General features: G+C 63.3%; 16 protein-coding genes and 2 pseudogenes. 13 read left to right on the top strand and 5 right to left on the bottom strand.

Translation table 11 applies throughout. From position 1 onward, the window contains the following. The 7 genes and pseudogenes from OR16_RS29575 to OR16_RS29545 form a co-directional block, all read left to right on the top strand. Window positions 1-838: tripartite tricarboxylate transporter substrate binding protein (locus OR16_RS29575; protein ID WP_006162314.1), on the top strand; the 838-nt coding region annotated here is incomplete at its 5' end. A 242-nt stretch (window positions 839-1,080) separates the two neighbouring features. Then, window positions 1,081-1,554: a tripartite tricarboxylate transporter TctB family protein gene (locus tag OR16_RS29570; RefSeq protein ID WP_006162313.1), complete on the top strand. Its 474-nt coding sequence runs from the start codon at window positions 1,081-1,083 to the stop codon at window positions 1,552-1,554. Between the two features lie 16 nt (window positions 1,555-1,570). Continuing rightward, the gene (locus OR16_RS29565; RefSeq protein WP_006162311.1) at window positions 1,571-3,085 is read left to right on the top strand and encodes a tripartite tricarboxylate transporter permease; all 1,515 of its coding nucleotides are present in this window, start codon (window positions 1,571-1,573) and stop codon (window positions 3,083-3,085) included. A 144-nt stretch (window positions 3,086-3,229) separates the two neighbouring features. Beyond that, window positions 3,230-4,288, top strand: a complete 1,059-nt coding sequence (locus tag OR16_RS29560) for an AbrB family transcriptional regulator (protein ID WP_006162309.1) — start codon at window positions 3,230-3,232, stop codon at window positions 4,286-4,288. Window positions 4,289-4,327: 39 nt separating this feature from the next. Continuing rightward, window positions 4,328-4,768: a PaaI family thioesterase gene (locus tag OR16_RS29555; protein WP_006162308.1), complete on the top strand. Its 441-nt coding sequence runs from the start codon at window positions 4,328-4,330 to the stop codon at window positions 4,766-4,768. A 30-nt stretch (window positions 4,769-4,798) separates the two neighbouring features. After that, a complete protein-coding gene (locus OR16_RS29550) occupies window positions 4,799-5,728 on the top strand; it encodes a patatin-like phospholipase family protein (protein WP_006162307.1) in 930 nt (309 codons plus the stop codon). Between the two features lie 80 nt (window positions 5,729-5,808). Continuing rightward, window positions 5,809-7,310: pseudogene (locus tag OR16_RS29545) on the top strand (dihydrolipoyl dehydrogenase family protein). A 22-nt stretch (window positions 7,311-7,332) separates the two neighbouring features. On the opposite strand, the gene OR16_RS29540 reads toward OR16_RS29545, so the two are convergent. The 5 genes and pseudogenes from OR16_RS29540 to OR16_RS29520 all read right to left on the bottom strand — a co-directional run bounded on the left by OR16_RS29540 (window position 7,333) and on the right by OR16_RS29520 (window position 15,494). Next, entirely contained in the window at window positions 7,333-8,232 is a 900-nt protein-coding gene (locus OR16_RS29540; RefSeq protein WP_006162306.1) for a ChaN family lipoprotein, read from the bottom strand. 52 nt (window positions 8,233-8,284) lie between these two features. After that, window positions 8,285-8,605 (bottom strand): DUF2149 domain-containing protein, encoded by a 321-nt coding sequence (locus tag OR16_RS29535; protein WP_006162304.1) that lies wholly within the window; start codon window positions 8,603-8,605, stop codon window positions 8,285-8,287. Beyond that, window positions 8,602-9,111 (bottom strand): MotA/TolQ/ExbB proton channel family protein, encoded by a 510-nt coding sequence (locus tag OR16_RS29530; protein WP_043421647.1) that lies wholly within the window; start codon window positions 9,109-9,111, stop codon window positions 8,602-8,604. Before OR16_RS29530 ends, OR16_RS29535 begins: the two co-directional genes overlap by 4 nt. A gap of 6 nt (window positions 9,112-9,117) precedes the next feature. Further along, window positions 9,118-12,743, bottom strand: a pseudogene (cobN, locus tag OR16_RS29525) (cobaltochelatase subunit CobN). A gap of 471 nt (window positions 12,744-13,214) precedes the next feature. After that, the gene (locus OR16_RS29520) at window positions 13,215-15,494 is read right to left on the bottom strand and encodes a TonB-dependent hemoglobin/transferrin/lactoferrin family receptor (RefSeq protein WP_006162301.1); all 2,280 of its coding nucleotides are present in this window, start codon (window positions 15,492-15,494) and stop codon (window positions 13,215-13,217) included. Window positions 15,495-16,194: 700 nt separating this feature from the next. Here OR16_RS29520 and OR16_RS29515 point away from each other — a divergent pair. From OR16_RS29515 to OR16_RS29500, 6 genes are all read left to right on the top strand, one after another. Continuing rightward, a complete protein-coding gene (locus tag OR16_RS29515) occupies window positions 16,195-17,337 on the top strand; it encodes an HlyD family efflux transporter periplasmic adaptor subunit (protein ID WP_006162300.1) in 1,143 nt (380 codons plus the stop codon). A 125-nt stretch (window positions 17,338-17,462) separates the two neighbouring features. Continuing rightward, on the top strand, window positions 17,463-17,717 hold the full coding sequence (locus OR16_RS43760) for a hypothetical protein (RefSeq protein ID WP_141639941.1): 255 nt from the start codon (window positions 17,463-17,465) through the stop codon (window positions 17,715-17,717). A 235-nt stretch (window positions 17,718-17,952) separates the two neighbouring features. Then, entirely contained in the window at window positions 17,953-18,810 is an 858-nt protein-coding gene (locus tag OR16_RS29510; RefSeq protein ID WP_237717271.1) for a radical SAM protein, read from the top strand. After that, window positions 18,807-19,742: a cupin domain-containing protein gene (locus OR16_RS41985; RefSeq protein ID WP_100228004.1), complete on the top strand. Its 936-nt coding sequence runs from the start codon at window positions 18,807-18,809 to the stop codon at window positions 19,740-19,742. The genes OR16_RS29510 and OR16_RS41985 overlap by 4 nt, the downstream gene beginning before the upstream one ends. A 110-nt stretch (window positions 19,743-19,852) precedes the next feature. Next, on the top strand, window positions 19,853-21,244 hold the full coding sequence (locus OR16_RS29505; protein WP_006162297.1) for a S41 family peptidase: 1,392 nt from the start codon (window positions 19,853-19,855) through the stop codon (window positions 21,242-21,244). Next, on the top strand, window positions 21,241-23,316 hold the full coding sequence (locus OR16_RS29500; RefSeq protein WP_237717270.1) for a peptidase domain-containing ABC transporter: 2,076 nt from the start codon (window positions 21,241-21,243) through the stop codon (window positions 23,314-23,316). Before OR16_RS29505 ends, OR16_RS29500 begins: the two co-directional genes overlap by 4 nt. Window positions 23,317-23,476 lie beyond the last annotated feature (160 nt).

The following is a 23,476-nucleotide window of genomic DNA, read 5'->3' as shown; positions in this document are numbered from 1 at the left end:
TTTCGACCAGACCGGCCGCTCGCTGGGCGCGGCGCTGGTTTCCGCCGGCGTGGCCAAGACGGCCTCCTATGACAACAAGGGCGGCGCGGGCGGCACCATCGGCCTGACGCAATTCGTCAACACCGACAAGGGCAACCCCAACGCGATGATCGTCACCGGCGCGGTGATGGTCGGCGCGATCGAAACCAACCATCCGCCGGTCACGCTGAAGAACGCCACCCCGATCGCCCGCCTGTTCGCCGACACCATGGTGATCACCGTGCCGGCGAACTCGCCGCTGAAGTCCATGAAGGACCTCACCGCGCAGCTCAAGGCCAACCCGGGCAGCGTGAGCTGGGGCGGTGGCTCCAAGGGTTCGATCGACCACATCCTGGCGGGCCTGGTGGCCAAGGAAAGCGGCGTGGACCCGAAGAAGATCAACTACGTGCCTTTCCAGGGCGGTGGTGAAGCGTCGGCCTCGATCCTGGGCGGCCACGTGACCGTCGGCCTCGCCGGCGTGTCCGAGTTCCTGCCCTTTATCAAGAGCGGCAAGATGCGCGCGCTGGCCGTGACCTCCAAGGAGCGCACCGCCGATATCCCGACGCTCAAGGAGCAGGGCATCAACGTGGAGATCTACAACTGGCGCGGCGTGTACGGCGCGCCGGGCATCACCGCCGAGCAACGCAAGGCGCTGGTCGATGCGGTGGTCAAGGCGACCGAGACCCCGCTGTGGAAGGAAACGCTGGCCAAGAATGACTGGACCCCGTTCCTGCTGACCGGCGACGAATTCGGCAAGTTCGTGGACAGCGAGTCGGCCCGCCTGGGCGGTTCGCTGCGCGAGCTGGGCGTGGCGAAGTAAGCGGCCCCGCGGAGCAGTTTCACTGCTTCATCGTTTCAGCGTTTTACCTGTCGGCCCTGCCTGCGGCGCACCGTAACGCTCGGTGCGCATGCAGCAGGCGGGGGTCCGGTGTCCACCTGCGATACCCAAAAACCAAACTACACATCGCCGGGCCCCCGCCTTAAGCGGGGACGACAAACCGCGGGACGCCAAGGGCCGGACAACACGGCCGCAGGCACCGCTTGAAGGAGCCACTTCCCATCATGAAACCCTCACACCTGGCGATCGGCATTGCCGTATTGCTGCTCTCCGCGTTCTACTTCGTCGGCCTGCCGGGCATCTCCGGCGACGAGGGCTATGCCGGCCTGTCGCCGCGCTTCATGCCCACGCTGGTCGCCATCGGCCTGGCTTTGTGCGGCGCGGCGCTGACCTGGCAGGGCATTCGCGGCGGCTTTCGCAATATGCCGGAAGAAGACGCCGAACTGCCCGATGCTCCGCATAACTTCCGCGGCTTCCTGTGGGTGGCCGCTGGCCTGGTGGCCAACATGGCGCTGATCGGCACGCTGGGCTTCGTGCTGGCGTCGACCCTGCTGATGGTCTGCGTGGCACGCGGCTACGGCAGCAAGCGCTTCCTGCGCGATGCCCTGATTGGCCTGTGCATTACGTTGCCGATGTGGGCACTGTTTGAATTCCTGCTCGGCATCAATTTGCCGTTGCTGCCCGTCGCCGGGTTCTGAACGGAGCTGATGATCCATGGATACTCTTAACCTGCTGATGCATGGCTTTGCCATCGCCATCACGCCAATCAACCTGATGTGGGCCCTGGTGGGCTGCTTCCTGGGCACCGCCATCGGCGTGCTGCCGGGCATCGGCCCGGCACTGACCGTGGCGATGCTGCTGCCGCTGACCGCCAAGGTGGAACCCACCGCCGCGCTGATCATGTTCGCCGGCATCTACTACGGCGCCATGTACGGCGGCTCCACCACGTCCATCCTGATGAACACGCCGGGCGAGTCCTCGACCATGGTCACGGCGATGGAAGGCAACCTGATGGCCAAGAGCGGCCGCGCCGGCCCGGCGCTGGCCACCGCGGCCATCGGCTCGTTCGCCGCTGGCACCATCGCCACCGTGCTGCTGTCGATGTTCGCGCCGGTCGCGGCCGACGTGGCGCTGCAGTTCGGGCCCGGCGAGTACTTCATGATCATGCTGCTGGCCTTCACCACGGTGTCGGCGGTGCTGGGCTCGTCCCTGCTGCGCGGCATGACCAGCTTGTTCCTGGGCCTGGGCATCGGCCTGATCGGCATGGACTCGCTGTCGGGCCAGACGCGTTACTCGATGAATGTGCAGGAGCTGTACGACGGCATCGACATCGTGGTGGTCGCGGTCGGCCTGTTCGCGGTGGGCGAGGCCCTGTTCAACGCCTTCTTCCCGCAGCCCGCGGGCGGCTTCAACAAGCTCAGCTCGGTCATGATGACCAAGTCGGACTGGAAGCGCTCGGTGCCAGCCTGGATCCGCGGCACCATCATCGGCTTCCCGTTCGGCCTGATCCCGGCCGGCGGCGCGGAGATCCCGACCTTCCTGTCGTACGCCACCGAGAAGAAGCTGTCCAAGCACAAGGATGAGTTCGGCACGGTGGGCGCGATCGAAGGCGTGGCGGGCCCCGAGGCCGCCAACAACGCCGCCGTGACGGCCACGCTGGCTCCGCTGCTGACGCTGGGCATCCCCACCTCGAACACCACCGCGATCCTGCTGGCGGCGTTCCAGAACTACAACCTGCAGCCGGGCCCGATGCTGTTCCAGACCTCGGGCGACCTGGTGTGGGGCCTGCTGGCTTCGCTGTACATCGGCAACGTGATGCTGCTGGTGCTGAACCTGCCGGCGATCGGCCTGTGGGTGCGCATGCTGCGCATCCCCACGCCGCTGCTGTATGGCGGCATCCTGATCTTCGCGGGCCTGGGCGCCTACGGCATCCGCCAGTCGTGGTTCGACCTGCTGCTGCTGTTCATCATCGGCGTGCTGGGCATGGCGATGCGCCGCTTCGACTTCCCCACCGCGCCGGTGATCGTGGGCATGATCCTCGGGCCGATCGCCGAGAAGCAGTTGCGCAATGCGCTGTCGATCAGCCAGGGCGACTGGTCGATCTTCGTGACCCAGCCGATCTCGGCCACCATCCTGGCCATGACGGTAGCGGTGGTGCTGATCCCGCGCATCCTGGGCTGGCTGGCCCGGCGCTCGGCGCGCGGCAAAGTGGCTGACGCCACCGGTTGATTAGCGCAAAATGCGGGCAAGGCCCGGCACTCCGGGGTGCCGGGCCTTTTCATTTGTGGCGCCATGGCATCGGCGCCTTTGTCTCTACATTGCGCTCCATCACAAGAACATTGCGCCGGCGCCCGCGCGCCAGGCCGCTGCGACATGCCCTCTCTCCTTCACCGCTGGCGTCCGGTCCTCTCGACGCTGCTGCTCGGCCTGGCCGCCGCGCTGCTTTGCACGCTACTGCACACACCGCTGCCATGGATGATCGGCCCGCTGCTGGCGGTTGCCATCGCACGCATGCGCGGCGCCGACCTGCGCGCGCCCACGCAGGCGCGCAATGCCGGACAGTGGGCGATCGGGACCTCGCTCGGGCTTTACTTCACGTCCGACGTGGTGGCGCGGCTGATCGAGTTCCTGCCGTATATCATCGCGGGCTCGCTGTTCGCGCTGCTGCTCGGCTGCGGCGGCGCCTACCTGCTGCGCAAGACCACCGGGGTGGCGTTCAAGACGGCGTACTTCTCCACCGCCATCGGCGGCGCGTCGGAGATGGCCAACCTGGCCGAGCGCAACGGCGCGCGCATCGACCAGGTGGCGGCCGCGCATTCGCTGCGCGTGCTGATGGTGGTGGTAGCCGTGCCCGCGCTGTTCCAGTACGGCGGCATCCACGGCCTTGACCCGTACGTGCCCGGGCCGCGCACGGTGGACTACCTGTGGCTGCCCGTGCTGATTGCGATCACGGTCAGCGTGGCGCTGGTGCTCAAGCACTTCAACCTGCCCAACCCCTTCGTGATCGGCACGCTGCTGGCAGCCGCCGTGCTGACGGCCTCGGGCTTCGAGTTGTCCGCCATCCCCACGTGGATGAGCCGCGCCGGCCAGTTGATGATCGGCGTGTCGCTGGGCGCGCGCTTCTCGCGCGACTTCCTCCATACCGCGCCGCGCTTTCTCGGCGGCGTGGCGGTGTACACGCTGGTGGCGCTGGTGCTCTCCGCGCTGTTCGGCTGGGGCCTGTCGGCGTTGTCCGGCGTGCACCCCGCCACCGCCATCCTCGGCACCACGCCCGGCGGCATTGCCGAGATGTGCATCACGGCCAAGGTGCTGGAGCTTGGCGTGCCGCTGGTCACCGCCTTCCACGTGATCCGGATGGCCTTCGTGGTGCTGTGCACCGGCCCCCTGTATCATTGGCTCAAACATCGTGCCGCGCCGCAGGAGACGGAATAGCAACCTGGCCCGGCCCCATCCCAGGCAAACGGGAGTGCCATGCCAGAGCCAACGCTGAACCCAACGCCGGAATCCGGCTTCACGCTTGCCGATATCGACCGCACCTTGCAGCGGGTGCTGGCGCCATGGGTGCGCCAGCTCGGGCTGCGCGCCGAGCACGTTGATGCACAGGGCGTAACGCTGCGCCTGCCTTTTGACGAATCATTTCGCCATGCGGGTGGCGTGGTGTGCGGCCAGGTGCTGATGTCCGCCGCCGATACCGCCATGATCGTTGCCGTTGCCAATGCGCTCGGCGCCTTCAGGCCGATGACCACCGTCACGCTCACCACCAACTTCATGCGCCCGGTGATCGAGGGCGATGTGCTGGTGCGCGCCAATGTGCTTCGCCTGGGCAAGACCGTGGTGTTCGGCGAGATCGAGCTGACCGGCACCGATGGCAAGCTGGCCGTGCAGGCCACCACCACTTACGCGCTGCTGTGAGCGGCGCCATCCCTGAATCGCATGTTATCCATGGCTGAACCCCGCAGCGTAGTTCCTGACTCCATCCAGAGCGCCGCCGCTTCGCCGTTCGACCAGGTGGTGTTTGCCGGCGGCGGCAACCGCTGCTGGTGGCAGGCCGGCTGGTGGGACACGGTGGCGCCCGAGCTGGGATTGCGCCCGCGCGTGATCGCGGGCATTTCCGCCGGGGCCGCTACGGCGTGCATGATCTACACGCACGACTCCCGCCAGGTGATGGACTACTACGGCGCGGTGCTCGCCGGTAACCTGCGCAATGCGTACTGGGGCAACCTGCTGAACAAGCAGCGCGTGTTCCCGCATTACGGCATCTACCGCACCGCGTTGCTGAACATCTTCGGCGAAGGCCGCCTGGCCAACCTGCAGACGGCGCCGGAGATCCGCATCGGCGTGGCCCACATCCCGCGCTGGAGCGGCCCGCGGCTGGCGGTCATGGCAGGGCTGGTGGCCTACAACATCGAGAAGCACTGGCTCAAGACCTTGCACCCGCGCCTGGGCCGCAAGCTGGGCTTCCATCCGGAGTTCGTGCGCGCGCAGGATTGCGGCTCACCCGAGCAGTTGGCGGACCTGCTGCTGCAATCGTCCTCGACCCCGCCCTTCACGCCGGTGCTCCGGCGCGATGGCCGGCCCGTGCTGGATGGCGGCATGGTCGACAACGTGCCGGTCGACGCGCTCGACGCAACGCCCGGCAATGTGCTGGTGCTGGTAACGCGGCTCTACCCGCGCCCGCGCCGCTTTGTGCTGCAGCACGGCGCGCAGCGCCGGCTCTACCTGCAACCTTCGCAACGGGTTCCGATCTCGAGCTGGGACTATACCCAGCCCGGCGCGATGATCGGTGCCTACGAACTCGGCCGGCGCGACGGGGAAACCTTTTTGCGTGATTGGCCGTCTGTCATGAAGACGGAGCTTGGCACTGCCGCGTAGCGTTACCGCGCGCCGGCCGTGCTTGCGGCTCCGTCATCACGATGTGCAATGCGGCCTTCGCGCCGCAACAGGAGGCATTGATGACGAAACGCCAGGCAAGACCCACGACCGAGCGTCAAAGCGCCCGCAGGGCGAGCACCGAGACCGCGGTCGAGCATGTCCCCCGTCGCGGCAAGCGCAAGCCCGGCGCGCAGCGCGAAGCGGATTTCGTGGTGATCGGTGCCGGTTCGGGCGGCGTGGCCGCGGCACGGCGCGCGGCCACGCTGGGCGCGCGCGTGGTGCTGGTGGAGCGCGACGCGATCGGCGGCACCTGCATCAACCGCGGCTGCGTGCCCAAGAAAATGCTCTCGTACGGCGCCAGCCTGGCGGCCATCCTGTCAGGCTGCCTGTCGCATACCGGTGGCAAGGAGGACTGGAGCGATGCCATCGTACGGGTCAACGCCGAGATGGCGCGGCTGCATGTGGCCTATACGCACCGTCTGCAGGAAGCCGGCGTGGAATTGCTGCGCGGCGATGCCACGGTGATCGCCGCCGACCAGGTGCAGGTGGGTGCCGAGACCATCCGCGCCAAACGCATCCTGATTGCCACCGGCGCGCGGCCGCGCGCGTTGCCGGTGCCCGGCGGCGAATTGGCCTGCACTTCCGACGACATCTTCACCTGGCAAAGCCTGCCAGCCTCGCTGGTGGTGATCGGCGGCGGCTATGTGGCGGTGGAGCAAGCGTCAATCCTGTCGCGCTACGGCGTCAAGGTGGAGATGCTGGTGCGCGGGGAACGCCTGCTGCCGCGCTTCGACCATGAAGTTGCCGACGCGCTGGCCGAGGCGCTCACCGCCAAGGGCGTGCGGCTGCATTTCAATACCGGGGTGACGCTGCTGAACCAGGCCAACGGGGCCATTGACGTGTGCTACCGGCAGCATGGCCATGGCGCGAATAGCGCGAATGGCGCGGTTGGCGGCAACCATGGCAACGGCAAGGATCGCATCCAGACCGTGCGCGCGCAGGCGGCGCTGGCGGCTATCGGGCGCGATCCGCATTGGGATGGGCTCGGCCTGGAGGCGCTGGGCATCGCAAGAACGCAGAAGGGCGGCATCCAGGTGGATCGCTCGTTGCGCACCAAGGTGCGCTCGATCCATGCCATCGGCGATGTCATCGACGGCCTGCACCTCACGCCGGTCGCCGGCGCCCAGGGCCGCTGGCTGGCCGACCGCCTGTTCGGCGCCGCGGCGACCGCGCGGATTTCGACCTGGTGCCAACCGCGGTATTTTGCGAGCCGGCCATCGGCAGCGTGGGCCTGACCGAGAAAGCGGCCATCGAGCAAGCCGGCAAGCCGGAGCGCATCCAGACCGTGGTGCGCCGCTTCGTCTCGCTGGAGAATCGCTTCGGCGGCAGCGAGCAGGCCTCGATGGTGAAGCTGGTGGTGAATGCGCGCAGCGGGCGCGTGCTGGGTGCGCACATGATGGACAACGCCGCCCCGGAGATCATGCAGGCGTTTGCCGTGGCGGTGCGGCTCGGGGTCAAGCTGTCGCACCTGCAGACCACGGTGCAGCTGCATCCCACCGTGGCCGAGGAGCTGTTCGGCTAGGCCGCCGAACGCATTGCTGCGCTCAGGCCGGCTCGGCCCCCGCCGCCGGCTTCGCGCCCTCGCAGGGATCGGGCCGCTTGTGCACGGGCACCAGCACCACGCGATCGTAGGCACCGATCTCGCGGCCGCTGGCCTGTTCCAGATAACCCACGCTGTAGATCCTGCCGGGCTCGGCGGCGAGCCAGCGCGGCGCGCCCACGTCGCGCCGCACATGGCCGTTGCCGGCGATCAGCACGGCGCCGCGCTCGGCGTATTCGCGCATGGAGGCCGCCATGACCGCATCGCGCGCGGCCTGCGCGTCCAGCATGCCGGGCAACATGGCCTTGGGGAAATTGCCGCAGTGGCCACGGTCGAGGACCGCGGTCTGCTCGGCCACGACGTCCGCGGGCAAGGGCACGGCGAGGCCAAGGCGCTTACGCTCTGCCGCGTCGAACACGCCATCCAGCCCGCCGCGCACAATCCGGCTCGCATCCGCGCGCGACAGGTTGGCGGCCACCAACGGCAGGTCGTAGCGCAAGGCCAGCGCCACAACCGGCGTGTAAAGCTCCCACTGCCAGCTCTTGCCGCCCGCCTGCGCCACGACGTACGCCGCATCGCCGGGCCGCTCACGGCGGGCGCGATCGATATCGGCCTGGCGCTCGCGGTCGAACTGTTCCATTGCGATGGCCGGGCGCCAGCCGGCTTGCAGTGCGTCGGACAACGCCAGCAAGCGCCGCTTTTGCCCATCGGCGTTGTCGTGCACCTCGCCCAGCAGCACGTAGGTCTTGCCGGTGAACTGATGCGCGACATCGCCGGCCACGGCGGCTGGCGGCGTGCCCGCGCAACCGGCAAGCGTGGCGAGCATGGCGCCCGCGAGTGCCAGTGCTGCGGCGCGGGCAGGGATAGCGCTGGCTAGGCGGGCAAGGTCATGACGAATCTGCATGGCTAAATAATCCTGGTTGCGATGGTTCGCTCGTGCTCATTATTGCGCAGTTTTACCGCGAAACCGCCACTTCCGGCACATACACCATCGAGCCGTCCTGCAGCCGGTACGCCACGCCCGCCTTGGTGCCGTCGCCGCTGCCGACCTGGCCGCTGGCCTGGTAGCGCACGACCTTCTCACCCTGCTTGGAGACAATCTCCATATTGGGCTTGCCGGGATTGGTGATGACGGTGACGTCCGCGTGCGTAAACGGGTTCATCGGATTCTGCGCGATAGCCACCAGCAGCGCGGCGATCACCACCAGGAACACGTCGATCAGGTTGACCACCGAGAGGATGGGGTCGTCGGCTTCGCTTTCTTCCAGGAACTTCATGCGTCGAGCTCCCACTGCGGTTGATGCTTGCCCAGCCACACCAGTTCCTCGGCGAGCCAGCGGCGGCGCACATTGACCACCCAGAAGGTAATGCTGGCGGCGATCAGCGCGAGAATCACCGCGGAGAACGCGATGGTGAGGTTCTCGCCCACGTTGGCGAGGTTGCCGCCGGACAAGCCCTTGAGCGCGGGCCCCATCGGGATCATGGTGGCCACCAGCCCCAGCATGGGCGCCACGCGCGTGGCAATGCGCGGCCACTCCAGCAGGCGGTGCGCGGTCACGTCGAGCGTGTCCGGGTCCTGGATGCGATGGCGCAGCGCGAACGCTACCAGCACATAGCCGCGTCCCGTCTCGATGCTGTGGCGGCGGCGCTGCCACCCTTGCATGACGAATTCGCCGAGCGCCCAGAAGGCATAGAGGAACAGCAGCGCGATCAGGGCCAGGGTCGGGAACAGGAACAACTGGCCGACGTCGTACATCAGGGTTTCAAGCAGGGTAGGAGTCATGATGCCTCAGTGGGTTTTTGATTGGTCTTGGAAGCCGGGCACGGCGCCAGCGCGGCGGCGCGCGCTGAGGGCGCCGCCCAGCATCGCGCCGGCCAGCGCGATGCCGGCGGCAAGCCACGACAGCACGGGCACGAGGGCAGCGGCGGGCGGCATTTTCTCGACCAGTTGCATGCCTTGCACCGGCACGGTTTGCGGCTGTGCCTTGGGCTCGGGCCGCGGCGCTGGTTGCTCGGATTGCGGCGCGGGCCGGGTCTGTGCTTGCCGTGGCGTGGGCTTTGGCGCCGCCTGCGGGGCGGCTGCCCTCGGCGCGCCGGCCGGCGGTGACGCAGGTGCCTGCGCGCCATAGCCAGCTGCGCCAGGCGCGCTCGCCTGCTGCTGCACATAGCGATTGAAGCTACGGTTGTCGCTGCGGATATCGTGGCGCTGCGCCAGCGTCTGCCAACGGTCGGCCAGCGTCTTGCGCATCTCGGGGTCTGCTTTCCAGTAGCCCTTGCGCGCGGCTTCGAGCATGCGCTCGATCACCTGTGCCTGGGCCTGCGGCGCGTTCTTCTCGAACCATTCGTCCAGGCCGAGCTTGTGCTTGTCCTTGACGTAGACCTCGGCGAACTCGGTCCACTGGTCGTCGCGCACGATTTCCGGCGCGACAGCGGTCCAGCCCCAGAAGTTGTTGACGGTGTCGAGCACGTTGAGCGCGCCGCTATAGCCTTCGGCCTTCATGCCTTCGATCCAGCCGGGATGGAAGTACCGCGTGCGCAGCTCGGTGGCAAGGAAGGACGCCGCCGTCTCCGTACGCGCGTTGTTGGCGTCGCGCAGGTTGGAGATCAGCAGTTCCGGCGCCTTGCCCGTCAGGTGGCGCACGGCCAGGCCGATGCCGCCGAGATACTGGAAAGGATCGTCGGTGGTCAGCATGCCGTAAAGGTTGGAGCTGCGTGCCAGCAGCGCGCCTTCCACACCCTTCAGGTTCTCCGCGTAGAGGTTAAGTTGCGGCAGCTTCTCGCCCCATGTCTTTTCGTCCGGGCCGTAGCCGTACTGCATGCGCGCCAGATAAAGATTGGCGAGCTTGGCGTCGGCTTCCATGCCGCTGCTGAAGCTGTCGCTGGCCGCCGTGGCATCGTTGAGGCCGGTGCCGTAGTTGCCGGACTCGCTGGCGAAGATGCGTGTCAGCGCCAGCGACGCGATGCGCTCCGGCGTCATGTCCGCCGCCTTGTGTTGCGCCAGGCGCGCACTGACCGCGCGCGTGCCGGCGGCAACCGCGTTGTCGGGCTCGGGCTGCGCGGCGGCGAGCTTGACCGCTTCGGCCAGCCACTTGATCAGGTTGGGGAAGTGATCGCGATAGAGGCCGGTCGCGGACAGCACCACGTCCACGCGCGGCCGCCCGAGCTCGGCGGCGGGAATCGCTTCCACCCCGACCACGCGGCCACCGCTGTCCCACTTCGGGCGGATGCCCATGGCGGCCATCGCCTGCGCTTCGAGCATGCCTTGATGGCGCATGGTCTCCACGCTCCACAGCGAGAAGGCCAGCTTGGCGGGCCACTTGCCGTTGCGCTTGCGCCAATCCGCGATCATGCTCTCGGCCGCGGCCTGGCCGGCCTGCCACGCTTCGCGGGTAGGAACCTTCGAGGGATCGAACCCATACAAGTTGCGCCCGGTCGGCAGTGCGTCGGGATTGCGCACCGGATCGCCGCCGGTGCCGGCCAGCACGTAGCGCCCGGCCAGCGCGACGAGCATGGATTCGCTCTCCGGGGCGGCGTCCAGGCTGGCGTACAGCGTACGCGCGCGCAGCATGTCCTCACGCTGCCTGGTGTCGGCAAGGTTGGTCAGCGGCACGCCGTCGATCACGTACTTGCGCAGCATCGCGTACGGCGCCGACTGCGCGAGCTGCTTGTAGTCGAGCGCGAACAGTTCCTCCGGCTCATCGGGGAACACGCGCTTGAGCCACGGCTGGCCGAGCATGGCCATCACCGTGTACAGCCGCAGCTCGGGATTCTGCGATTGGCCGAACGTGTGCAGGCCGTAGGGCTGCAATGCGCCCGCGAGTTCGTGCAGATGCGTGTGCAACGCGTCGAGGTACTCCGTGAACCGCACGCTCGCGCGTGGCTGCGGCCAGCCCATGTCGTCGAGCAGGTGCATGCGCGCGCTGCGCGCGAGGATGTCCTCGCGCAGCGTGTCCTTCACCGCGCCGTCGTCCTGCTGCAGGTAGTTGTGCAACTGGTCGTGCAGCGCCGACAACTCGGTGTGCAGGCCCGCCGGCTTGAACGGCGGCGTTTGGTGGCTGATGATGGTGGCGCGGCCGCGGCGCTTGGCCTGCAATGCCTCGCCCACGTCATCGACGATGTAGGGATAGATCACCGGCACGCTGCCCAGCACCAGGTACGGCTGGTCGGTCACGGACAAGCCGCGCTCCTTGCCGGGCGTCCATTCCTGCGTGCCGTGGGTGCCATAGTGCACCAGCGCCTCGCGCCCTTCGCGCGCCCACAGGTAGGCCGCCATGTAGAAATGGTTGAGCGGCGTCTTGGTGGAGTGATACAGCGCTTTCTCCGCGGATTCGTCGCGCTCGCCGCGTGGCGGCACTGGCATCAGCGCGACATTGCCGAACTGCAGGCGCGGGATGGCGAAGCCGGCCACGCCGTCGCGCGTGATCGCCATTGACGACGATTCGGGTTCGCCCCAGCGCGCGCTGACTTCGGCGCGAAACGCGGCGGGTTGTGCGTCATACCAACGGCGGTACTGTGTCATCGGCATCCACGCCGCGCGATCCGCGTCGAGCAGCGCCGCGAGCTGGCCAGTACGGTAGAAGGGCGCGAGCAACGCACCCAGGTCGCGCTGCAGCGTGTGTTCATTGGCGGCGTCGGTGCGGTAGCCCGCGCCTGCAGTGCGCCCAGCGTGGACGACAGGCTGCGCGGCAGGTTGAGGAACGATGCCGACAGGTTCTTCTCGCCCGCCGGATAGTTGTAGAACAGGATCGCCACGCGCTTGTCGGCATTCGGCGTGCGCTGCAGGCGCGTGAGCGCCAGCGCCTTGTCGGCCACGGCGTCGAGCTGGGCCGGCAGGCTGACGATGCTGCCGTCCTTGTGCGAGGTGGCTGCGGCCAGCATGGCGTCGCTCGCACCGGCAAGTTCGGGCTGTACCAGGTAGAAGGGCGTGTCGGTGAGGCTGATGCCGTGTGGGTCGCGCTCCCAGTCCTGCGCATCGCCCTTGCGATAGGGCATGACCTGCAGCACCGGGATGCCGAGCGCCTCGAACTCCGCCTTGCGGCCTGCTGCGTTGAGCATGATCTGGGCGTTGATAAGCACATCGACGATGCGCTTGCCGCCGGGCGCGGCCATGCGCAACACGCCGTCCGCCTCCATCACGCCGCTGTAGAACACCAGCGCGCGCGCGCCGCGCGCTTCGATGCGCGCGATCAGGTCGTCGACGAAGGCGCTGTCCAGACCCGACACATAGGCCTGGTGGATGGCCACACCGATCACCGGTTCGCCGCCGTGGCCGGACACCTTGAGCGCGCCTTCCGGCGAGGTGGTAACCACGCTGGCGAGCCGCGGATGGTAGTAGGCGGCCTTGGGGAAAACAACCGGCGCGGGAATGGTGCTGTCGGCGCGCAGCTTGAACTGCTGCGCTGCCAGCGTGCGCATCATCGCGTCGAAGTTGGCGCGGCCGCCGTTGGCGTAGTACGCCTGCAGCTTTGCCCCCAGCGCGTTATCCACGCCATGCGCCTCGAAGCGGTCGGTGGCGATCAGCAGGCGCGGCGCGCGCGCATGGGTCCACAGCGGCCCGAGCTTGGCCAGCATCTCGGTGACGATATGGTCGCGCGGCGCGTCCAGGATCAGCAGGCCAGCGCCGTCGATGAACGGCGCGATATCCTGCGCGTTCATGCGCTCCAGGTAGCGCGCGTCCAGCGTCATGCCGTGCGCGCGCGCCATGGCCTGCAGCGGCTCGAACTTGCCGGCGGGCACCGGCGAGGTGGTCAGCACCGCGATGCGCGGCGCAGCCGACGCAGGCTGCATGCCGAGCATCAGCCAGGTTATCCACAGCAGGCACAGCGCGCGGAGAAACCGTGTCTTGGTTTTATCTTGTGGGGACATGTCGGGTCGAATCGCCTCCGGTCAAAACGACAGCTTCACGCTGGCGGCAAAGGTGCGTCCAGGCTGCGTATAGAAGTCCAGGCCCGGCTCGCTGGCGGCCACGCTGCCTTGGCGCACATCGCCCCACAGCCAGTACTTCTTGTCGAACACGTTGTTCACCGAGAGCACCAGGCTGGCGTAGCGGTTAAAGCGCCACCAGCCCTGGATGTCGGCCACGCCATAGCCACCCGGCTTGAAGTAGGTGAAGGAGGTGTCGTCGGTGCGCGTCACGGCGCGCGCGCCGCGCCAGCGCAGGCTAGCGCCCTGGCCCTGGCTGTCGCTACCGCGCTCCCAGGTCAATGCGGCGCTGGCGCGCAGCGGCGAGACGCTGTTGAGCGGCTGGCCGGTCTGCTCGTTGTTGCCGTGTGCATAGGCCACGGCGCTGTCCACGCGCCACTGCGGCAGGAAGCGATAGCTGCCGCGCCACTCGGCGCCGTAGATGCGCACGCTGCTCTGGTTGCGGTACTGGTACGTCGCGCGCAGGCCGGCGAGGCAGGCCGGGTCTGACGGGCAGTTCAACGCGACTTGCTCGATGAAGTCCTTGTAGCGGTTGTCGAACACGGCGACGCTGGTCTGCACGCGCTCATCCGTATAGCGTGCGCCGATCTCGAGCGAGCGGCTCTTTTCCGGGTTCAGCGCGCCGTTGGGTGCGGCGCCGTAGCCCTGGATGGTGTTGCGGAAGCTGCCGTTGATCTCCTGGTAGTTCGGCGCGCGATAGCCGAATACGTACTGGGCCCACAGGTTGATGCGGTCGGTGGCCTGCCACAGCGCCGAGAGCTTGGGCGACAGTGCCGAAGCGCTCTTGCTGATGGCGGGCTTGGCAGCCACGCTGTTGTAGAGCTTGTCGTCGTCCGGGCCGAGCGAGTAGTGGTCAAAGCGCAGGCCGGGCGTGAGTGTGAAGCGGCCGCCGGCGAACTGCAGTTCATCCTGCACGAAGATGCCGGTCTGGCGCGTTTCCCCCTTGGGAAAATCGTGGATCGGGAAATTGTCCCCGGCCAGCGATTTGGACACCACGCCGGTGGTGCGGTTGTAGGTGGTGCCGTCGCGCATCTCGCTGGTCTGGGTACGCAAGAAGTCCACGCCCGTGATCAGCCGGTGGCCCACGATGCCGGTATTGAACGACTTGTCGGCCTGCACGTTGAAGCCGGTCTGCTGCTGGCGGAAGCCGAACAGCAGGTTCACGTCGCACAGGCTGCTGCCCGCCGTGGAGCCCGAGCAGCCCGAGCTGGTGCGGCTGCGCACCTGGTTGGTCACGGTGTTGGACTCGCTCTCCTGGTAGAACACCGCGGCGCTCAGGCGGTCGACCACGTGGCTGGCCGGCTTCCATTCATAGTCCAGGCTGACGCGGTTGCGCGACAGGTCCTCGGTGCCACTGGCGGAAGTCACGCGCGGCAGGGCCGTCGAGAGTCGGCGGATATCGGTAAAGGTATCGTTGTCGCGGTGCTCGTAGGTCAGCCTGAAGCGATGGCCCGCGGCGGGATCGAGCACGATCTTGCCGAGCCACGCGTTGGTCTCGCTGTTCTGCGGATTGGCCTTGCTGCGGCCGGTCGAGGTGGTGTCGTTACTTCCCATGCTCTGCACTTCGTGCCCCTTGCGGTGCGCGTACATGAACAGGCCCTTGATGGTCTCGTTGCCGCCGGCCACGCCCGCGCTCTGGCCGAAGCTGCGGTCGATGCCGTTCCACGACAGGCCGGCTTCGCCGCCCACCGCACGCCCGCGCATGATGTCCTCGGGATCCTTGGTGACGTATGACACCGCGCCGCCGATGGCGTCCGAGCCGTACAGGCTGGAGGCCGGTCCGCGCAGCACCTCGACCCGCTTGAGGAACGAGAACTCGGGCGCGTCGCGCGTGGCGCTGGACAGGTTGGAGGGGCCGCCGCCGTTGTAGTAGTCGGGCAGGCGCACGCCGTCGACCATCAGCAGCACGCGGTTGCCTTCGATGCCGCGGATATTGATGCTGCCGGCGCCAAAGCGGCGGCGGTCGCGGGGCACGTCGATATCGGGCTCGTCGGCGAACAGGCCGGCCTCGTCAACGGGCTGGGCGCGTTCGATCCGGCTGGCATCGATGGCGGTGATGGTGGAGGCGACGGCGTCGGCGCGCTCCTCGGTGCGGGTGGCGGTGACCACCACCTCGCCTAGGCGGCGGTCGGGATCGGCGGCCGGATCGGCAGCCAGGGCAGGGCCACCAAGGGCAGCGCAGACGGCGGCAACGGGCGTGACTCGGACAGAGGCGCGCAAGCGCGCCAGACAGCGGCGTTTCATGGATTTTCCCTAAAAGAAAACGAAACGCTGGCTGGCGGACACCTGGTTGGAACGGCTGGCTGGCGTAGTGTTGGTGCAGGCGCAAGGCGGCCCAACCAAGTTGAGAATGCGAATTATTCTCAACTTTGGGCAAGAAGTAAAGCCCCCTCCCTGGGAGGGGGCGCATGGCGCCGACGAACGATAGTAGCTCGCTGGAAGCCAGTGTCCGCCAACACCCGTTTCTCGGCCGCCCTAGCCGCTCGCTACCCTCGCTACAGCCGGGTGCAATTGCCGGGGCGTGACAAGGCTCATTCTCATGAGTGCCGTTGCGGCGCGGGGTGGGTTCATTCAAGACGGAAAAAACGCCAGCATCTTTGGGAAATTTCTGCTTGTTGGTGACTATTTGCTCTTCTACAAATAAGGACACCACCAAAAAAATGATCTTGTTTTCAAGATGCCCGCAATAGCGGATGGGCGCCTTTGCTGGCCCTGGCGTTTGTTGCGCGCAACGGTGCTTAGCACGGTCATTGGCCCAATTCTTCTACGATTCTCCGGGCTGTCCACTTGTGTCGTCACAACAAAGGGGGGCCATATGAACGAGAAGGCTCGACGAAGCATCTTTCGGCGAGAGGTATTGCAAAGGCATGACCAACAGGAACATGGGCCGATTCTTCTGGCGCGGTCAAGCCATAGTTGGCTGCTTGTTGGGCTGGCTGCCGCGATGTCTCTGGCGATTTTGCTGTACCTATTCTTTGGTAGCTACAGGCCTCGTACCGCTACTACCGGCGTCCTGGTTCCTGAGGGGGGCGCGATTAGGATCCTTGCCCCCACCGGCGGCATTGTTTCTGAGCGCCACGTTCGCGAGGGGCAAATTGTGAAACAAGGTGCGGTTCTCTTCGTTCTTGCCGATGAACGAAGGCATGTCGGACAGCAGGTAAATACGAAGATCTCCGAATTACGTACGGCTTCGCTCGGTGAGCGCCGAGCAAGTCTGATGCGGCAGCGCGAAGCTGCGCACGAACTTGGTGTAACGGCGGAGCGTGGACTCCGGGTGCAATCCGAGAACGTCATGGACGAGCTGCGGCACAACAAGCAGGAACTGGACCTCCACGCGAAACGATTGGCCGCATCGGAGATATCTATCGAGAAACACAGAACACTGGCGAAATCGAACTACATATCCCAGGTGGCATTGCGGGAGAAGGAAGACCAGGCTGCCGCTCTTCAAGCGCAATTTCTCTCGATGCAGCGAACGCGCTCCCAGCTCTCGAGAACCCTCGCAACATTGAAAAGCGAGCTGGCTCAGGTCTCTCTCAAGACGGCAGCTCAGATCGCTGAAATCAATCGGGATCTGGCGATCCTCTCTCAGGAGACCACTGACGTGCAGTCCCGCGACGTCTTCGCTATTACCGCACCGATGACGGGCATGGTCACAGCCATTAATGCAGAACCCGGAGAGACCGTGTCGACGAAAGCGCTTGCAGTAATTATCCCGGAGAGCGTTCCATTGGTAGCGCACTTGTTCGCTACCTCAAAAGCCTTCGGATTCGTGCAAGTCGGCCAGTCAGTCCGACTTCGGTATCAGCCTTATCCATATCAAATATTCGGGCTAAAAAGCGGCACTGTTGTCGAAGTTTCAAACAGTCCTCTCCAACCTGAAGAGGTTGCAATGATTCCAGCGCCGCCCAACAAGGAGGCTATGTACCGTGTAGTCGTCAGGCTTGATAGTCAGACCATTCAAGCCCGCGGACGACAGATAGCCCTGCTGCCAGGGACTCTCCTTGAAGCAGACATTGAGCAAGAGGAGCATCGCCTACTCGACTGGGTTCTTTCCCCGATCATGGCTGCGAGCAGACACCTGTAATTCATCGGTGGATAGCTGGCACTTCGCCCCGCTTTTCTCCTTTTCTCGAAACGGCGCAACGGCGCGTCATATCACACCAGTGAATTCGTCCCGCCAAAAAATTGATGACCATTAAAGGAATGCCAATGAACCAAAGAACCAAATTTCCGGTAGCAATGAAAAACGTGCAATTCGACGAATTCGGTCGGTACGAAGTGACGGAGATTATTGAAGATGAAGAGCTCGATCTTGTCAGCGGGGGTGATGATAAATGTGAAAGTAATACCATTTGCCCAAATATGCCAGGATGCCTGCCACGCTCGAACATTTTTTGCCCAAATCCGCCCCCCCCAACCCCACCACCGCCTCGCAATAATGGGGAGGACGGCGATGGCGAGTAAATAGAGCATCCAATCGAATTTGGTCGGAAGTCGGGCCCCAACCGACTCCTCTTATCAACGTTCTGGACGCCCCGCCGTGTCGGCGGAGACTCCGGATCTTAAGATGCGGGATATTATGTCTCAACAAGATGATCAGCTGCTCAGGTCGACCCTTAACCCTCGATACCTTGAGCTGACACTTCTGCCGACAGAGCAATGGATGAGTCCCAAAGTGCGATCCGCTTTGAAGCAGTTCATGACGAATCGGATTGAAGGCATCAAGTATCTGAATTTTCAATGGTTTGGTGGAGAGCCACTGGCAGCGAAACACATTGTTTATGAGATAAGTTCCTTTGCCAAAAAACTATGCTTGGACCACGGTGTTGGCTTTGGCGGAGCGCTGACAACCAACGGATACTTGCTGGACATGGAGGTTGTCGAAAAGCTATTTGGCCTAGATCAAAAGGGATATCAAATCTCTCTGGATGGCATGGGCCCAGCACACAATAGCACTAGGAGACTGGCATCCGGGGATGGCACGTTTGATCGCATCTGGACGAACCTGAAGGCCTTGCGAAATTGCCCGCTGGACGTTTCGGTACTGCTTCGGGTGCATCTAATGCCTGAGAACGTTCAATCCGTGAAAGAACTTGCCGCGATGCTGCGCGGAGAACTCCTCCATGACAAGCGGTTCTCCGTACTGCTCAAGCCCATCGAGAATCTCGGCGGTCCTAACAGCGCAAGTATCTCCTCGTTAAAGACGGCGGAGCGGACTGTATTGTTGAATGAGGTGCACAGTTTGTTAAATGATGGCAGGCCTGCAGTCCCGTCTTCCAATGAGGCGATCAAGGTCGTTTGCTATGCGAGTCGGCCGAATTCGTTCGTAATACGTGCCGACGGCCGAGTACAGAAGTGTACGGTTGCACTATCCGATGAGCACAACACCGTTGGCAAACTAATGGAGGATGGGAGCATCCGGCTCAACAGGGAACTCATGGGTCAATGGATGCGCGGTTATGAAACCGGTGATCCCGGCGATTTGCGCTGTCCTGCAGAGCATTTTCCTCGGCCTGCCAAACATGACAAGGTTATTCCTATTGTGCTTATCTCATGAGAAATTACATCCACTTCAGAATGTCCAAAGAGCGGTTTCTTTCCGAAATCGCCGATCGCAATATTCACATAGTGCGTGGGGCGGTTGCAATCTCACTTTTGAGCTGGGCCGATCTCAACGCAGCGCTCTACTATATTGATGCCGTGGCGCCACATGTCCGGGTGCATCAAGATGGATTAATATCCGAGTCACGCTATGTGGAGGATTGTTCGATTGCAGGCCTGCCAGGAAAACGGCTCAACACAAGCGCGATTCAGGATTTGCTGTCAAAAGGTGCCACGGTCGTGCTCAATCGCATTGATGCTCGCCTTGAGCGGGTCCGGCATCTATGTTCAGAGATTGCCGAATTTTCTAACTCCGAGACGCTTGCGAATGGCTATTTGGCATTTTCCGGGCGAGGGAGTTTTGGCGCTCATTGGGATACGCATGATGTCATGGCAATCCAACTCATTGGCCGTAAAAGGTGGCGCGTATACAAGCCGACTTTTCCGTTTCCGCTCACGGGCCAGACCAGCAAAGAATACAAGGCTCAGTGTCCTGCTGAACCAATCTTTGACGGAATCCTGGAAGCGGGCGACTTGCTCTATCTCCCCCGAGGCTGGTGGCACAATGCCACGCCCATCGGCGAGACCTTTCATATAGCGGTCGGCATGCACACAGCAAGCGTGGTGCACTATGTTTCGTGGCTTTGCCAACATGTCTTTCGCGAGCGAGAGGAGCTTCGGAGAACATTGAGACCCGGAGGCGATGCGACTCAGACAATTGCGGCGGCCGTCAAAGTGATCGAGAAGCTAGTAAGTGATCCCAGCCAACTCGCCTTTTATATGGAGGTACTGAGGAATTCGATGGTCAAACCGCGTGAACCCTTCTCGCTTGAGTCTCTCGCAAATCCAACGCCCACGACTGAGCGAGACTCTGTCGCAGTTCGTTAGCTACTTCGATGATCAAACAACCTCTAAGTATGCTGACTTTTGCTCTGCTATCGTCGTTTTGCGCTTTCGATGCCAACGCTTTCGCTGCCAACACAGGGGGAAAAGTCTCTATGAGTTCCAACTGGAGCACGGTTGCCGCTCATGACATTGCACGGGCGCATGAAATTGTCACAGAGGCGCATCCGGGCGTTTTAGACCCAACGGATCGTGTCTTTCAACAATGGTTCACGCAGGGATATCAGGAAGCAATGGAACTCGCTCGCCACGCAGATTCCGAGGGCAAGGCGTTGGCGGCACTGCGCTTCTACACCGCTGGCTACAGGGACGGCCATCTGGGTGTATGGCAAGAAGGCCAAGCAAGTGCGCTCCCTCTTTGGGCGGGATGGACCGTTCAACGCCGTGACGGCAAGTACCGTGTCGTGGCTCGGGCGACCGATTGGCCAATAGAAGTGCCCGAGATCGGTGATGAACTTGTTGCCTGCGATGGTCGAAGCGTTGAGGACCTGCTTGCAAGCAAAGTCGCACCATTCGTGGATCGGCGCGTGAACTTGGAGGCCTCCCTATCTCGTCTTTCGCTTCATCTCACAAATGAGTGGTCACAAGAAATGCTCTGGGAGCCTCTGCGGCTGAAACACTGCGAGTTTAGATCCGCCGCAAAAGATGTTCTCCGGTTTGAGTTGAGCTGGCAGGCCTCCGCCGAAGGGTTTCGCTCATTGACTCGTGTGACGCCACGCCAAGGCATCAAACAGTTGCAACCGGGGATCTACTGGATTCATGCCTCTAACTTCATGCTGGATGGCGAAGACCTCTTGTCGTTTGAGATGCTGTTGAATGCGGTCCGAGATCTGGGAGACGCCGAGGCCGTGGTGCTCGACGCAAGAGGTAACAACGGTGGCAACTCTATGGTGGGGAATCGACTCCTGGCGGCCCTGTTGAAGGATGCCATGCCAACATCCTCGACCGCTAAGGCGTACTGGCGCGTTTCTTCGGTCGCTCGGGTCGCGCTTGAGGCGCATAAGGCTGCGGTCAGTCAGGTGGAAGGTCCAGATAGCAGGACGTATAAGTTCATGGACGCCCTCCTGTCCAACATGAACGCAGCCGCAGCACGCCACCAGACCTTGGTTCAACAAGTGTCTGTGCCAGACGACGAACCGCCAGAAGGTGGCCGTCCCTTCTCAGGCAAGCTTGTACTCGTGACGGACTCTTACTGTGCGAGCGCTTGCCTTGACTTTGCAGACTCGGTTTTAAGCATTCCCGGAACCGTTCAGGCCGGGAGCGTGACAAGCGCCGATACGCGGTATATGGATATATCTCAAGTATCCCTCCCGAGTGGAGTGAACATGTGGCTTCCACTGAAGGTGTGGAAGAACCGGAAGCGCCGCGACAACGAGCCGCATGTACCGAAATTCACCTTCGAGGGAGATCTCAACGATACAGTGGCTGTTCAGGCATGGGTGATTGATCGCGTGTTGCCATCCATCACGAAGATTTCAACCAAGTGAATACCTATCTGCAAACTACTGCAGCAGAGTGCGGGCTAGCCTGTCTGGGCTACATAGCGGCTCACCACAAGCATGAGTTCTCGATGAGCGAACTTCGAGCTCGATTTGCTGTTTCCATCCGTGGGACGTATCTGCGCGATTTGATTCGATTGGGAGGTCTTTTGGGGCTAGGCGCAAGACCGGTTCGCCTTGAACTCGACGGACTTTCAAGGCTCTCTCTGCCATGCATACTTCACTGGGATCTCACGCATTTCGTGGTCCTGATGAGGGTCTCTGGCAATAGGATCACGGTACATGACCCAGCACGCGGAGAGCGCTCAATGTCCCAGGCGGAGGCTAGTCAGCACTTCACCGGAGTGGCATTGGAAATGTGGCCCACCACGGCATTTCAACAAATTAAGCCGAAGCCACCGATAAACTGGCGAGACCTGATGGGCCCTATCTTGGGTCTTAAGCGTAGTCTGTCGCAGCTCTTTATTCTGGCAGCAGCATTACAGGTACTGGCTTTGGTACTACCTCTTTTCACTCAATGGCTTATCGACGGCCCCGTTGTCTCTGGAGATGCTGAACTGATATGGGTAGTCATCACGGGCTTCGTGATGGTAACGCTAATGCGGGTCGTGCTCGAATGGACACGTGGCTGGCTCGGAATCATTTCTATGCACCAACTCGGCATTCAATGGGCGTCGCGTGTGGTTGGGCATTTGCTCCGATTGCCGACGAAATGGTTCGAGGTTCGACACACGGGAGACGTACTCTCGCGCTTTCAGTCTGCACAAAGCATCCAGCAAACCGTGACTGGAAAATTCGTCGACATACTACTGGATGGCCTGTTCGCTACTGTGACAGCCATAGTGATGGCGATCTATAGCCCAACGTTGGCTGCCGTCGTCGTAGCCACGATCACAGGCTATGCTGCGATCCGTCTGTTGGCCCACGGCGCGTTTCACCGGCTTAGCGATGAGGCAATGACACATGAGGCTGTTGCGCAAACCCATTTCCTGGAGAGTTTGCGAGCCATGCAGGCCATAAAAATTGCTGGTCTGGAAGAGCAAAGGGCCTCCCGCTGGTCGAATCTCGTTGTTCGAGCAGTCAACAAGCGAATGCAGGCAAACAGGATGACGTTGAGCTTCGGAGCGAGTTACGGATTGTTGTTTGGTATGGAAACCGTCACTGTGCTTGGCGCGGGTGCTTACATGACCATCCAAGGTGGACTAACCGTGGGAATGTTGATGGCCTTTATAACCTATAAGGACGAGTTCTCGTCGAGGATGCAGAGATTTATCGACAATATGATGTCGGTAAGAATGCTTCGTTTGCACGTGGAGCGACTGTCTGACATCGTAATGGCCGAACCCGAGAAGACGACTGGTGCAATGCCTGAGCGATTCGATACTGATGGCTGGCTGGTCCCCGATATTCATCTCGATAGTGTGAGCTTTCGCTACGCCGAGGGTGCCGATTGGGTTCTAAGGAATATCACTCTCACCATTCGATCTGGTGAGCACGTGGTGATCGTTGGCCCGACTGGATGCGGGAAGACGACGCTGGCCAAAATCATTCTTGGCCTACTGGAGCCAACGGAGGGCACCGTGCGCGTGGGAGGCCATCCACTTTCCCACCTCGGGCTTGCAAACTGGCGGCGCCACGTAGGTGCTGTGATGCAGGACGATCAGTTGTTCTCAGCGAGCTTGAAGGAAAACATCGCGGGATTTGACGACGACGTCGACATGGATCGCGTCCAAGCTGCTGCTGAATCTGCGGCCATTCATGATGAAATTCTTGCGATGCCGATGGGATACCATACGCTCAACGGCGACATGGGCAATACCCTATCGGGCGGCCAGCGGCAGCGACTCCTTTTGGCACGCGCGCTGTATCGCCAGCCACGCGTCCTTGTCTTGGACGAGGCCACTAGTCATTTGGACGTTGGGCGAGAACGACAAGTCAATGACGCAATTTGCAACTTGCCAGTAACGCGCATCACCATTGCACATCGGCCAGAAACGATTGCTATGGCCGAGCGAGTTATTGATCTCAGGCGGCCGGAATCGACCGCCACCGCTGAATAGGGCCCTCAACACAACCGAGAGTCACTGTCCTGGCGAAGCAGAGCTTCACGGCGGACGCCAAGCTTTTACTCTCTCGCGGATTCGTGGCCGATTTTGCATGCTGCACCGCTGCTGGGCGGCGGATGCGCAGGGAATCCCTTGGCCCCGCGACGGCGGGGCC

This window comes from Cupriavidus basilensis OR16 (assembly GCF_000243095.1).
Classification (GTDB): Bacteria; Pseudomonadota; Gammaproteobacteria; order Burkholderiales; family Burkholderiaceae; genus Cupriavidus; species Cupriavidus basilensis_D.
This window is presented reverse-complemented; position numbering and strand designations above follow the sequence as displayed.

Bases quoted from the DNA above. Each gene is read 5' to 3' on its own strand.
- OR16_RS29570 (WP_006162313.1), top strand. From the start codon at position 1,081: ATGAAACCCTCACACCTGGCGATCGGCATTGCCGTATTGCTGCTCTCC.
- OR16_RS29565 (WP_006162311.1), top strand. From the start codon at position 1,571: ATGGATACTCTTAACCTGCTGATGCATGGCTTTGCCATCGCCATCACG.
- OR16_RS29560 (WP_006162309.1), top strand. From the start codon at position 3,230: ATGCCCTCTCTCCTTCACCGCTGGCGTCCGGTCCTCTCGACGCTGCTG.
- OR16_RS29555 (WP_006162308.1), top strand. From the start codon at position 4,328: ATGCCAGAGCCAACGCTGAACCCAACGCCGGAATCCGGCTTCACGCTT.
- OR16_RS29550 (WP_006162307.1), top strand. From the start codon at position 4,799: ATGGCTGAACCCCGCAGCGTAGTTCCTGACTCCATCCAGAGCGCCGCC.
- OR16_RS29540 (WP_006162306.1), bottom strand. From the start codon at position 8,232: ATGCAGATTCGTCATGACCTTGCCCGCCTAGCCAGCGCTATCCCTGCC.
- OR16_RS29535 (WP_006162304.1), bottom strand. From the start codon at position 8,605: ATGAAGTTCCTGGAAGAAAGCGAAGCCGACGACCCCATCCTCTCGGTG.
- OR16_RS29530 (WP_043421647.1), bottom strand. From the start codon at position 9,111: ATGACTCCTACCCTGCTTGAAACCCTGATGTACGACGTCGGCCAGTTG.
- OR16_RS29520 (WP_006162301.1), bottom strand. From the start codon at position 15,494: ATGAAACGCCGCTGTCTGGCGCGCTTGCGCGCCTCTGTCCGAGTCACG.
- OR16_RS29515 (WP_006162300.1), top strand. From the start codon at position 16,195: ATGTCTCTGGCGATTTTGCTGTACCTATTCTTTGGTAGCTACAGGCCT.
- OR16_RS43760 (WP_141639941.1), top strand. From the start codon at position 17,463: ATGAACCAAAGAACCAAATTTCCGGTAGCAATGAAAAACGTGCAATTC.
- OR16_RS29510 (WP_237717271.1), top strand. From the start codon at position 17,953: ATGACGAATCGGATTGAAGGCATCAAGTATCTGAATTTTCAATGGTTT.
- OR16_RS41985 (WP_100228004.1), top strand. From the start codon at position 18,807: ATGAGAAATTACATCCACTTCAGAATGTCCAAAGAGCGGTTTCTTTCC.
- OR16_RS29505 (WP_006162297.1), top strand. From the start codon at position 19,853: ATGAGTTCCAACTGGAGCACGGTTGCCGCTCATGACATTGCACGGGCG.